This window comes from Bacillus sp. ZY-1-1 (assembly GCF_003047165.1).
GTDB classification, from domain to species: Bacteria; Bacillota; Bacilli; order Bacillales; family Bacillaceae; genus Bacillus; species Bacillus velezensis.
Genome location: NZ_CP027061.1, coordinates 442,610 through 454,455, shown reverse-complemented (window position 1 = coordinate 454,455; position 11,846 = coordinate 442,610). Strand labels below are relative to the sequence as shown.

The 11,846-nt window shown below is 46.5% G+C and carries 15 protein-coding genes and 1 pseudogene; 4 read left to right on the top strand and 12 right to left on the bottom strand.

What is annotated here, in order from left to right; all coding sequences use genetic code 11:
• The first annotated feature begins 180 nt into the window (after positions 1 to 180).
• The 3 genes from C5I45_RS02385 to C5I45_RS02375 are packed head-to-tail and all read left to right on the top strand — an operon-like array spanning position 181 to position 1,794.
• Positions 181 to 657 carry a chromate efflux transcriptional regulator ChrS gene (locus C5I45_RS02385; protein WP_003151298.1) on the top strand — a complete coding sequence of 159 codons (477 nt, stop codon included), beginning with the start codon at positions 181 to 183 and terminating at the stop codon, positions 655 to 657.
• A 13-nt stretch (positions 658 to 670) separates the two neighbouring features.
• Positions 671 to 1,261 carry a chromate efflux transporter subunit ChrB gene (chrB, locus tag C5I45_RS02380; RefSeq protein ID WP_003151297.1) on the top strand — a complete coding sequence of 197 codons (591 nt, stop codon included), beginning with the start codon at positions 671 to 673 and terminating at the stop codon, positions 1,259 to 1,261.
• Complete coding sequence (locus tag C5I45_RS02375; RefSeq protein WP_107994206.1) at positions 1,258 to 1,794, top strand: chromate efflux transporter ChrA; 537 nt, start codon at positions 1,258 to 1,260, stop codon at positions 1,792 to 1,794. Before chrB ends, C5I45_RS02375 begins: the two co-directional genes overlap by 4 nt.
• Before the next feature lie 26 nt (positions 1,795 to 1,820).
• On the opposite strand, the gene C5I45_RS02370 is transcribed toward C5I45_RS02375, so the two are convergent.
• Both C5I45_RS02370 and C5I45_RS02365 read right to left on the bottom strand, forming a co-directional pair.
• Positions 1,821 to 2,039 (bottom strand): hypothetical protein, encoded by a 219-nt coding sequence (locus C5I45_RS02370; RefSeq protein ID WP_014305970.1) that lies wholly within the window; start codon positions 2,037 to 2,039, stop codon positions 1,821 to 1,823.
• Positions 2,036 to 2,581, bottom strand: coding sequence for a flavodoxin family protein (locus tag C5I45_RS02365; RefSeq protein ID WP_015387599.1), 546 nt, complete (start codon positions 2,579 to 2,581; stop codon positions 2,036 to 2,038). The genes C5I45_RS02370 and C5I45_RS02365 overlap by 4 nt, the downstream gene beginning before the upstream one ends.
• A gap of 122 nt (positions 2,582 to 2,703) precedes the next feature.
• Between C5I45_RS02365 and C5I45_RS02360 the strand changes: the two genes are divergently transcribed.
• Positions 2,704 to 3,585 (top strand): LysR family transcriptional regulator, encoded by an 882-nt coding sequence (locus C5I45_RS02360; RefSeq protein WP_003151293.1) that lies wholly within the window; start codon positions 2,704 to 2,706, stop codon positions 3,583 to 3,585.
• 85 nt (positions 3,586 to 3,670) lie between these two features.
• Here C5I45_RS02360 and C5I45_RS19850 read toward each other — a convergent pair.
• From C5I45_RS19850 to C5I45_RS02315, 10 genes and pseudogenes are all read right to left on the bottom strand, one after another.
• A pseudogene (locus C5I45_RS19850) lies at positions 3,671 to 3,757 on the bottom strand (endonuclease V); the annotation flags it as partial.
• Between the two features lie 63 nt (positions 3,758 to 3,820).
• The gene (locus tag C5I45_RS02355) at positions 3,821 to 4,372 is read right to left on the bottom strand and encodes a hypothetical protein (protein ID WP_041482406.1); all 552 of its coding nucleotides are present in this window, start codon (positions 4,370 to 4,372) and stop codon (positions 3,821 to 3,823) included.
• Between the two features lie 4 nt (positions 4,373 to 4,376).
• Positions 4,377 to 6,194 (bottom strand): T7SS effector LXG polymorphic toxin, encoded by a 1,818-nt coding sequence (locus C5I45_RS02350; RefSeq protein ID WP_069013310.1) that lies wholly within the window; start codon positions 6,192 to 6,194, stop codon positions 4,377 to 4,379.
• 19 nt (positions 6,195 to 6,213) lie between these two features.
• On the bottom strand, positions 6,214 to 6,474 hold the full coding sequence (locus C5I45_RS02345; RefSeq protein ID WP_007614257.1) for a YwqI/YxiC family protein: 261 nt from the start codon (positions 6,472 to 6,474) through the stop codon (positions 6,214 to 6,216).
• Positions 6,474 to 6,908, bottom strand: a complete 435-nt coding sequence (locus tag C5I45_RS02340; protein WP_003151273.1) for a coiled-coil domain-containing protein — start codon at positions 6,906 to 6,908, stop codon at positions 6,474 to 6,476. Before C5I45_RS02340 ends, C5I45_RS02345 begins: the two co-directional genes overlap by 1 nt.
• A gap of 280 nt (positions 6,909 to 7,188) precedes the next feature.
• Complete coding sequence (locus C5I45_RS02335; protein WP_003151271.1) at positions 7,189 to 7,977, bottom strand: YwqG family protein; 789 nt, start codon at positions 7,975 to 7,977, stop codon at positions 7,189 to 7,191.
• A gap of 63 nt (positions 7,978 to 8,040) precedes the next feature.
• Complete coding sequence (locus tag C5I45_RS02330) at positions 8,041 to 9,366, bottom strand: UDP-glucose dehydrogenase family protein (RefSeq protein ID WP_015387591.1); 1,326 nt, start codon at positions 9,364 to 9,366, stop codon at positions 8,041 to 8,043.
• A 199-nt stretch (positions 9,367 to 9,565) separates the two neighbouring features.
• Positions 9,566 to 10,330, bottom strand: a complete 765-nt coding sequence (locus C5I45_RS02325; RefSeq protein ID WP_107994205.1) for a tyrosine-protein phosphatase — start codon at positions 10,328 to 10,330, stop codon at positions 9,566 to 9,568.
• Positions 10,331 to 10,375: 45 nt separating this feature from the next.
• Positions 10,376 to 11,065: a CpsD/CapB family tyrosine-protein kinase gene (locus C5I45_RS02320; protein ID WP_021734086.1), complete on the bottom strand. Its 690-nt coding sequence runs from the start codon at positions 11,063 to 11,065 to the stop codon at positions 10,376 to 10,378.
• Positions 11,052 to 11,798, bottom strand: a complete 747-nt coding sequence (locus C5I45_RS02315) for a protein-tyrosine kinase activator TkmA (RefSeq protein ID WP_003151261.1) — start codon at positions 11,796 to 11,798, stop codon at positions 11,052 to 11,054. The genes C5I45_RS02320 and C5I45_RS02315 overlap by 14 nt, the downstream gene beginning before the upstream one ends.
• Positions 11,799 to 11,846: the final 48 nt, after the last annotated feature.

Below are 11,846 nucleotides of genomic sequence, written 5' to 3'. Positions count from 1 at the left end.
GTATAAAAAGCGGCTTCACCGGTATCCACTTTCCTGAAAGAAAAGCTCACACACTATTTACTTTCCGATAAGAAATAATCCTAAGTTATTACGTAACGAAAACAATAAAAAAATTTCCCCTTCATACCGTAACATTTCATGATACAATAATATCCACCAAATGAAGGAAGGTGAAGCCGGTTGGAACATGAGTACAGCATTCCGAATCTTGTCCTTGATGAAACGGATAAACAGATTCTCTCGATTTTGCACGAGGAAGGGAGGATTTCCTATACAGACTTAGGAAAGCGGGTTAACCTGTCGCGAGTGGCGGTTCAGCACCGCATTCAGCATTTACTGGATGCCGGTGTGATTGAAAAATTCACCGCTGTCATCAACCCGGCGAAAATCGGCCGTCATGTGTCCGTGTTTTTTAACGTGGAGGTGGAGCCGCAGTATTTGGAGGAAACCGCATTAAAGCTTGAAAAGGAGCCGGCGGTGACAAGCCTTTATCATATGACCGGACCGAGCAAGCTGCATATGCACGGCATTTTCGCAAATGATCAGGAGATGGAAGAGTTTTTGACAAAACGGCTCTATACGCAAAAAGGCGTCGTCAGCGTCGACTGCCAAATGCTGATTAAACGCTATAAAAGCAGAACGGGCATGAAGCTGTAAGGAGGACATAGCCATGAAACATCCCTATTGGGACATTACGGCGGCGATGGTCCGAACGGGCATTCTCGGATTCGGAGGCGGCCCGTCGGTGATCCCGCTCATCCGCCATGAAGCCGTCAATAAATACAAATGGATAGATGATGATGAATTCGGAGAAATATTAGCGATCGCTAATGCGCTTCCCGGACCGATTGCCACAAAAATGGCGGCGTATCTGGGCTTCAAGCTGAAAGGCACGTTAGGCGCAATCGCGGCAACCCTCGCACATATTCTGCCTACATGTCTCGCTATGGCGGGCTTGTTTGCGGCTGTCAATGTCTTAAGCCGCTCAGCAATCGTTGCCGGCATGATTGGCGCCGTAACACCGGTGATCGCCGTCATGCTCGGCATCATGGCGTACGAGTTTGGCCAAAAAGCGCTTAAAGGTTTCGGCTGGGTCACGGGCATCCTGTTTTTTATCATCGCTTTTATCGGCCTGCAAACGTTACAGATCAATCCCGGCTTTGTCATTATCATTTTCTTGGCATACGGCGCGTTTCATTTTAAATTAAAGGACAAAATCACAAAGAAACGTTCAAAAGATAAAGGAATGCCGGCCTCATGATCTTGATTTATGTATTTATGGCGTTTTTTGTCGCAAACGTACTCGGATATGGAGGCGGACCGGCGTCGATCCCGCTGATGTTTGAAGAAGTCGTCAACAGATACAACTGGCTCTCAAACGATCAATTCTCAAATATGCTCGCACTTGCGAACGCATTGCCGGGCCCGATCGCAACCAAAATCGCGGCGTATGTCGGCTACAGCGCAGGCGGATGGCCCGGATTCCTGATTGCGCTGATCGCCACCGTCGTACCGTCGGCGCTCGCATTGATCATCCTCTTGCGCGTCATTCAGCGCTTCCGCCAATCCCCCGTCATCAAAGGTATGACGCTGTCCGTCCAGCCTGTCATCGCCGTCATGATGCTCATTCTTACCTGGCAAATCGGCGCAGACGGCATCAAAGCGATCGGCTGGGTTCAAGCGATAATGATTGCGGGGATTTCCCTCCTTGCCTTGACAAAATTCAAGATGCATCCGGCCTTTCTGATTATCGCGGCGTTTTTGTATGGAGGGCTTGTGATTCCTCATTTATAAAGAAAAGCACCTGGACAGGTGCTTTTTTATTTTGGCCCCACAATGCCGTTTGATATGACAACAGATTCATCGCCTGCATCACTCTTGATGATTTGCTTGACTTGCAGCGTTGCGCCTGCCATTCTCACAAATTGCTGAACCTGAGGCGAATTGGTTTCAGCCTGTATCCAAACAGAAGTCGGCGCTTTCCAAGCTAGAAAGAGTGCAAGAATCAACATACCAGAGATAACCAGCAGCAGCTTCATATCGCATCACTCCTTTTCAATAAACGGCTCGCAGCGGACAGCGCCTGTTGATCATGAAGAATATCACCGGGACGATTGCCTTCTCCCAACACATAGCCTTTAAAGGACATCCCCATAAAATCAAAAATATGTTCAAATTGCTGAATCAGCGGCAGCCCTTTTAGTTTAGGGTTGTCTCCGCCCACTGCTGTTACATATGCCTGCTTCGCTGACATTTGCTGTTTAAAATCAGGAAACCTCGGATCTCTCAGCGTCTGTGACCAGCGATCAATAAACAGCTTTAATGTCCCTGACATGCCAAACCAATAAATTGGGGTGGCGAATACAAGAATATCGCACGGTAATATCAGCTCAATGATAGAATCGTAGTCATCTTGAACAGGACGAAAGCCGCCTTGGGCGTGACGCAGATCTTCAATTGGCCGGATCCGATATTTCCGCAAATGAATGTGCTCCGCATCGAATCCTTGAACAGCCTTCTCCGCAAGAATATCCGTATTTCCGCCAGGCCTCGTTCCGCCATGAATAACCGCAATGTTCATGATGCATCTGCTCCTTTGTTTACGAATGATTTTCTTCATCATATAATGGATTCATCAATCAATACAGATAATTATTTCGATTGTTTCAATCGATAAAACCGATTTAGAAAGGGCGAGATCAAATGGAATTGAAGCAGCTGATCACCTTTATTACCGCAGCAGAACATGTAAACTTCACCCTAACCGCCAAGATGCTTAACTACGCACAATCAAGCGTTACCTCTCAGATCAAATCACTGGAAGAAGAAATCGGGACTCCTTTATTTGAACGGCTGGGCAAGCGGCTTTTCCTGACAGAAGCCGGCAAAACGTTCAAATCCTATGCGGAGAAGATCATTGCGTTAACAGAAGAAGCAAAAATGGCCGCAAATCAAGCAAGAGAAACAACCGGAACCTTGAAAATCGGCGCGACGGAAAGCCAGTGCACATACCGCCTTCCGCCTATCATAAAAGAATTCAAACAGGCTTTTCCTCAAGTAAAGCTTATATTCAAACCGTATATTTCCAACGAACAAGCGAAAGAACAGCTCTTGCAGGGCCAGCTTGATATCACTTTCATTTTGGATGTGAATCGGTCGGAAGACGCACTGCACGTTGAATCTCTGATTCAGGATGAAATCAAAATGGTAGCCGCCAATGACCATCCTTTTCCAGCAGACTCACCAGCAACATTGAAGGATCTTCAAAATGAAACCCTTCTGCTGACAGAGGACGGCTGTTCATATCGCACGCTCTTTGAGAACACTTTACATGACGCCGGAGTCTACCCTAATAAATTAGAATTCGTCAGCATAGAAGCCATCAAACAATGCGTGATGGCCGGACTCGGAATCGGACTATTGCCTGAAATGACAGTAAAAGACGATATTGCCGAAGGACGGATGAAAGAACTCAACTGGCAGAATGAATGCCCCGTTTTTACTCAACTAGCATGGCATAAGGACAAGTGGATGTCTGCGCCATTAAAGGCATTTATCGATTTGACGCGAAAAACATTCAAATAAAAACCTGCTGCAAGGACGACAAAGTTTTTAATAAAGCAGACACCAGGCATACAAAAAAACACTTGGTGGCTTAAAGCTCCAAGTGTTACATGTGATTTTTCCGATAAAACGTTCGCAAAACATGCGTTTCAAGGTCAGCCAGACGGACAGGGATCGGCAGCCTGCTTCTCCTTGTATTCCACATTGTTAAATTATTATAAAAAAACTTGCCGATAACAACACGGCAAGCTCTTAACTATAGCAATTCTAATACATCAGTAAACAAGGCATCTCCTAATGTTAATCTCCTGTTGAAAGGCTGTATATGTGGCAATTCACTCCACTCATACACAGTATCGTAGTAATCATACAAATAACTGAGTTCGATAAACCCTTTCTCTTGCATTATTTTATTAATATAGTTCGTTCCCTGAATGAATTCTAAAGATTCAGCGGTTCCTACAATGTCATAAGCGCCATCTATTAAATCGTGTCTTAGGGAATAACTATAATCTAATACATAAACAGGAACCAATTTAGATACTTTCATATTGATTTGCTGTTCTAAATGAAAACCATTTTCCCCAGAAAGATCTTGCAAATGGATATCAATTTCTCCTGAAGGATTGTTTAAATCTCTAACTTCAATTTTTTTCAAACCTTTTATTTGATTAAATTCATCAGGTACTTTTATTTTCTCTGCGCATTTGCTCTTGTACCATTCGTCTAATTCCCTATTCACAAATAGACGATGAAGCAATTCACCGATTTCAGGGTATTCATTAATAAATCTGATTCCATGTTCCATAGTTTTAACCATCCCATCTTCTTGAAGGCTCGCCTTTTTTCGTCTGCTTACCAGTTACAGGATCAAACTCTCCTAAATGCTCTGTTCTTCTGCGGTTCCACTTTTCTAATTTACCATGCTGGGAATCCCATTGCCAATTAAACCCATCTCTATCTGACCAAGATTTTCTTTTTAATCTTTCTTTTATTTGTATCATACCTCTTTCTTCCATCCAGTTAGTTGGTTCTTTTAAACGATATCCATTTGAATTGTCTCCAACTATCTTCTCTCTATCAGCTAGCGCAGCATAGTATTCTTCAGTCCGTTTCTTTTTACTGTAGTTAGTACCATTATGAGCAACATAATCATTTTGAGTCATCCCCTCAGGTTTTTCCAACCATTTTGGTTTTTTTGACTGGCTACTAGCCATCTTCACAATCCCAAGATCCTTCACAGCCGTCTTTTCCACATCGACACGGACTGTTGGGAATCCGTACGTAAAGCCGTTCGCTGTTACTGGGCGTTCTGCGTACACGCGGACGTTTGTCGGGACTTTGAATTGTTTAACTTTTTCTAGTGTCTTGTTAGCTTTTTGAACTTTTGAATGGGTTGCAAGCGGTATGCCTTTGTTTACATGCTTCGCCAATGCGCCGGCACCAACCAAACTCAGCGCAGCTTCCAACGCCCCTTGCTTCCGTTTTTCCTCAGACACTTTGTTTCCGAACATATCCCGTCCTGTGACGGCTTCTGAGAATCCGTTTGAGGCGACAAGACCGTATGCGCCCATTTCTGTCATTTTGAGAATGTCTAAGGATTTTCCGGTTTTATAGGCATCTAAAGCATGTTCTGCGGCAATGACGGTTTTTCCGGTTTTGTAAATGGCTTTTCCGCCTTTGAAAGCGCGGCCCGCCCAGCCGACGACCGGTATGAATCCGGCGGCGGCCATCGCTCCTGCTGTGACGCGTTCTGCGGTGGAGAGTTTTTCGCCGGTCACCGGATCAACGCCTTCGGCTGCTCTTTTATAATCATAATAGCCGGTGACTTCGCCGGTAAAGTTGCAGATGCCGTCCCATGTTTTTTCGTACCATGGTTTATTGGCTTCTTCTTCAGCCTTTTCCTGAAGCCGTCTTGCTTCGGCCTGCTGGGCTTTTGCGTCAATATAGTCCGTGCCCTGTTTTTCTGTCGCCATGACGCTTTTGTAGATTTCATTGCTGTGGAAGGCTTTTTTGTCATAGTACATAGGGGAGGCGCTTTTCCCGTTGCTGGTGGCCTGCATGAGAAGGGAATATTTGCTGAGCACTGCGTTGTCCAGAGATTCTAAGTTTTGATATTCAGCGGTCAGGGATTCATCAAGCGTATCGACTGCCGTGATCGTGTCGCGTCTGGTTTTCTGGGCATCACCCATTTTATCTGCGTAATCATCCAGCGTATATGTATCGAGATGAATAATATCACTGATGCCAGACAAAATCGAATCGATTTCTGCTTTATGAGCGGAGACAATCTCTGAAGCTCTCAAATCCGCATTGGGCAGCTCATGCTCTAAAAATGAAGTCTCCGCATATGAATCACTGAGCTCTTGATCTTTAATGTCACCTGAAATGCCATTTAAAAACGCAATTTGAGCAGAGACAAGCGTCAGCCAGCTGTCGGCGATTTCCGCTTGTCCCTGAAAGAAATCCTTTATATTGTCTGCGCCTTTCCCTTTCAAAGCATCACCCAGATCGGCCACGCCTTGAAAGGCTTGTTTGAGCGCACGCAGCTGTTCTTCAAGGGCTTCGTATTGTTTCTTTCTCTTATCTGCTTCGTCCGTTAACGATTGTGATTCAAACACTTTGCTCATCGGCAAGTCCTTTCTTTCGTTATTTTACAGCGATCGCCTCGTCCTGTTCCTTCAAAGAATCTACGTTGTCTTTAACGTCCGCGATGTTCTTATGAACGGCCTGCTTGTATTCGCTGATCATCGATACAAGCTTTGCCTCGCGGGATTGGTATTTGGAGGTATAGTCGAGCTTGTTTTTTCCGTTTGAACCGGCGTTCCCGATAGAAACGGCCTCCAAAGCGCTGCTGACGGATTCAAGCTGCTTCATGACGGCTCCGTATTTGAGTTTTATTTCTGCCATTAAAACCAACTCCAGCTTTTTTTGATTGATTGTATTTTTTCTCCGACCGTGTCAAGGGCTTCTTCTCCCAGCGTCAGCAGGTGCTCTGCCTCTCTCGCGATGCTTCTGGCGGCAAGGAGCCCTCCTTTTTCAATTTCAAGCTGTGTCATCTTTAAGCCGATTCTGTAAATATAACCGTCGTATTTGTCTGTGACGATTCTGTATGCTTCTGTATGGGCCTGATCGCGCCGGTCATCAAATTCTTCAGCAAAAGTGCCGGTCCAATGATGATCCAGGTGCGGCCTGAGGATGTCCCTGATTTCAGACACGCCCTCTTCCTGCAGAGATTCTATCTCTCTTTTCGCTTCTTTTAATTTATCAATTTGGTGTTCGATCTCGCCCAGTTTATGGCTGATGGTGCTGTTAATATGGCTTAATGTGCTTGAATGGCTCATCTGTTTTCACCTCGTCTTACGCAAAAAGTCGTACAAAAAGCACAGACTTTTCCATACTATATTTCCATATATTATATTTTAAAATAGACAGAAAGCAGCTTAAATAGGTTAAATGACTTATTTTCAGCAGCCGAGATGCTCATCATTAACGCCAAAAGACTCACTTAAACAGCATATCCATTCATTGATCTCCTCTATGTATCCATGATAAATTCCCTAAAAAAAAAGAGACAGTGATTAACCGTCTCCTTTGCCTTGTATCATGATTCTAATAATGTCGTTAACTGCAGTCCCAGTTGTACAAAACGTTTGAGAAATCTTTTTTCTTCAAATCTTCCGGTCTGATAAAGAAATTGGCGATTCCCACATCTCCCCACATCGAATCAATGTCATCATCTGAATCAATTTGCAAGAGCAGAATCGTATGGTTTTGATGGGAATAAGACCGCGGATCTTCCTGGGTGAAGGACGCATAGCCGCCGATTTTATGGCCGAATGCGTTCACCGTATATTCGTCATACACCTCATCGTCAAACTGCTCGAAATAGCCGAAGGCATCCATCCCGGCATATTGCCTGAATTGAAAATCAGACGGGAGCACCCATTCAGCAGACAGCTCAGGGGTGATCAGCGCTTCGGATTGAATCGGAAAATCGTACTCCTCTTCAACCTGAACGAAAGAAAAATCATCCATGAGCTCCTCTTCCCGATCTGTCACGTGCTCAAAATATTTGACGCAGAAACCCGTTTGCGCGCACCCGTCGTCAAAATTCAAACCGTATACGTCATCACTGACCGATATGTAAAACTGAAGAATGCCGGTGTCCGGAAAATCAGGTAGTCCGGGCATATCCGCAAAATTGATTTGGGCGAGAAGCTTCATCGGCCTGCCGCTTTCATCTTCAGGGTATGGTTCATGTTTCGGAAAATAGGGGTCTCCGGCAATTTTACTGTCATACCGTCCCGTTTCAGCTTTTTTGACGTGCAGTTTGATAAAGGGCCGTGCTGACGTTTCCAGCAGACCGCGGGATGATTCCATTTGCTTCGGCAATTTCCATGTGTTTTCCACGATTAATATCTCCTTCGTCTCTAATGATTGTATGATAAAAGGCCGGCGCGGACCGCCGGCCTTTCAAGTGACAGAATCAGTCTGAGGCACGACGGCTCTTCTTCCGATTGAGATATATTCCACGCCGGCCTGTTCCGCTTCCTCAAGCGAGTGGCAGTTTCTCCCGTCGAAAATAACCGGGGTTTCCATCAGCTCTTTGTACGCTTCAAGCGGGAAGTGTTTAATTTGTTCCCAATCTGTCAGAATCAGGACGGCATCCGCTCCCCTGACGGCTTCTTCTATGGACTCCCGATAGGAAACCGCAGCCGGAAGCAGCCCGGAAGCCCGGAATGAAGCGATCGGATCGTACGCTGTCATCCGGGCGTCAAGAGCCGCCAGACGATCCGCAATGACAATGGACGGGGCATCCCGCATATCATCTGTATTCGGCTTAAAAGACAGCCCTAATAACGCGATGGTTTTCCCCGTCACACCGCCCAGCCTGTTCAGCACTTTATCAACCAGCATGGACTGCTGGTTATTGTTGACTTTAATGACGGACTTCAGCAATTCAAAATCATGCTCCACATGTCCCGCGATCTGCACGAGGGCGTTTGTATCCTTCGGAAAACAGGAACCGCCGTAACCGATGCCGGCTCTTAAGAATTGATTGCCGATCCGTTTATCCAATCCCATTCCGTGTGCGACTGATTCCACATCCGCACCGACTTTTTCACATATATGAGAAATTTCATTAATAAAACTGATTTTTGCCGCTAAAAATGCGTTTGACGCATATTTGATCATCTCAGCGCTTCTGATGTCCGTATGATATACCGGAATCGCAAGCGGCGCGAAAACCCGGTCAAGCGTTTCCCGCGTCTGCCGGTCTTCAGCCCCGATCACGATGCGGTCGCCGTGAAAGGTATCGTGAATCGCCGAACCTTCACGGAGAAATTCCGGATTCGAAGCGATTGAAATGTTCACGTCCGCTCTCAGCCGTGAATGAATAACTTCGCTGATTCTGTCATTCGTTCCCACGGGAACCGTGCTTTTTGTCACGACGATCGCATCTTTAGAAATATGTTCGGCAATCTGTTCGGCGACATTTTCAATATAAGTAAGGTTTGCGTGCCCGTCTTCTTTTTGCGGCGTTCCGACCGCTATAAAAATAACGTCCGCTTCCGCAAGCCCTTTTTCGTAGCTCGTTTCAAATGCCAGCCGATGCCGGCCGATATTTCGTTTCATCATATCTTCAAGGCCCGGTTCAAAGATAGGGGACAATCCCTTTCTCATCTGCTCAACCTTACGTTCGTCAATATCTATGCATGTTACGTCATGGCCGATTTCTGAAAGAGACACTCCTGTCACAAGACCGACGTAGCCTGTTCCGATCACTGTTATTTTCATCGTGTTCCCCCAACCGTTTAGAAATTGCTGCTGGGCAGCTTACCGCTATTATCATATGATCCCGGCGCCGGCGGAATGCCGGGAGCCTGAGGTCATGATAGGAAAAAACGGCGCCGGCCGCTGATAATAGCATAAGCATAAAAGAATCATCTTGCAAAACAGCCGCTTACGCTTCATTTAAACGGGATGGAGACGACGATTAAAAAAGACCCCAGCGCTTACGGCGGGCCACAGGCAGCGGAGGTTCCTTATAAACGGCTTTGTTTTCAGCGAGAAGCGCCGCATTTTCCGTGAGCATGTAAATCAGCTCCGCTCCTGCTTCTTTTTTCAGAACGCTGATCGCCTCCTGATAATAAAAATTTCTCGGTCCGAGATTATGGGCGTCAGATGCGAGAAAGTGGATCAAATTCGCTTCCATCAGCTGCAGCGAAAAGGATTTCGCTTTCCGCCCGAATGCTCCGGCAATGCAGCCGGCCGTCACTTGGGCGGCCGCCCCTTTCTTCACAAGACTGTAAAGGACGGAAGGATTTTCGCGAATTTCCCTGTTCCGCTCCGGATGGGCGATGACGGGGACATATCCGTTCAGCTGCAGTTCATAAAACAGCCTTTCAGCATAGGCCGGGACATGATCCGCCGGAAATTCCGCCAGCACATACTTTGTATTATGGAGCGGGGCAAGCGAGCCGCTTTGAAGACCTGCCAGCAGATCTCCGTCTATTCTGATCTCCTGGCCTGGCAGAACAGTCAGCGGAATGCCTTCCTTATTCAAACGTTTGTTTAACAGGCTGACCGCTTCGTTGACCGTATGCCGATCCGTGTCATAGCGGTATTTCACATGATGCGGCGTCGCGATGATCATATCAATCCCCTGTCTGACCGCTTCTCTCGCCATCTTCAGGCTTTCTGTATCATCCGCCGCGCCGTCGTCTATGGAAGGAAGGATGTGACAATGGATATCTATCATATTTCAATCCCTCCTTAAAAAGAATGGACCGCGCCCATTGTGACATTATTGTCCGTAATAGGCGTAGTCCGAATGTTTCGTTTGTTTCTTCCCGTTCATAACGGCCCCAAGGAGCTTGCACGGGCAGTAATCGAGCGCTTCTTTCGCCTTGGCCGCTTTTTCTTTGTCCGTTTTCCCGCTTGAGATCACCATAATGGCTCCGTCAGTGTAGCTGCCTAATATTTTCGTATCGGCTACGGCCAAAACGGGAGGCGTATCCAAAATCACCTTATCATAAACTGCGGCTGCTTCTGACAGAAGATCTTTCATCGCACCCGTCGATAAAAGCTCCGCCGGATTGGGCGGGATCGGCCCGCTCGTTAAAATATCCAAGTTTGCTTCATCAGCCGGCAGGACGGCATTCTGAAACGGCATCTGTTTTAACAGCAGCGACGTTAATCCGGTTCCGTTATCCAATTTGAAGGTGAAATGAACCGTCGGTTTGCGCAGATCCGCATCAATTAAAAGCACTTTTTTCCCCTGCTGTGCAAATACGACGGCAAGGTTGGCCGCGGTTGTCGATTTTCCTTCTTCCGGACCGGCGGATGTGATCAAAAGGGACTTCACCTCCGTATCAACGGAAGAAAATTCAATGTTTGTGCGAATCGTGCGATATTGTTCTGAGTTGATGGATTTCGGCTCAGACATCGCAATCACGCTTCGTTTTCCGGGTTTGTCTTTTTTACGCGTCAACATGTCCGCCTCCCGCTTGTTTGGTTTCCGCCATCCTCAAGCTTTTGGCAACGCTGTCTTTAGTACTGATTGAAGTAACCGTTCCCAGGATCGGGATGCCGAGCAGCGCTTCCAGCTGTTCTTCCGATTTGATCGTATTATCCAGATGTTCCAGCAAAAAGGCGAGACCGATTCCGCCCAAAAGTCCGGCGGCAAACGCAATCGCGATGTTCAGCTTACGGTTAGGCTCTGCCGGTGACTGGCTGTCCGACACTTCGGCCTTTGAAAGGATGCTGACATTATCCACGTTCATGATGGCGGTGATCTTGTCCTGAAAAACGGATGCAACCGCATTTGCCATAACGGCCGCCCGCTTAGCATCCGTATCCCGAACGGCAATCGTCACGACTTGTGAATCCTGCTCGCTGGATACCGTGATTTTCGATTCCAGCTCTTTCGAAGTCATGGACAGATGCAGCTGTTTAATCACCTCATCGAGGATGACCGGGCTTTTGATGATGACATTATACGTGTTGATTAATTGGAGGTTGGTTTGAACGTCATTGAATTGGACTTCTTTTTGATTGTTTTTGGATTGGCTGACCAAAATTTGAGTTGAGTTTTCATAGACCGGCGTAAGAGCGAAGAAACTGATGAGACCGCCTGCGGAAGATGCCGCCGCGGTAATAATAAGTATAAACAGCAGACGCTTTCTCAGTATTGCGAATATTTCCTTTATGCTTGCAGATTCTCCCATATAACCTCCATATCACTTTCCGTGTATTCCCATTCCCTCCAATGATCT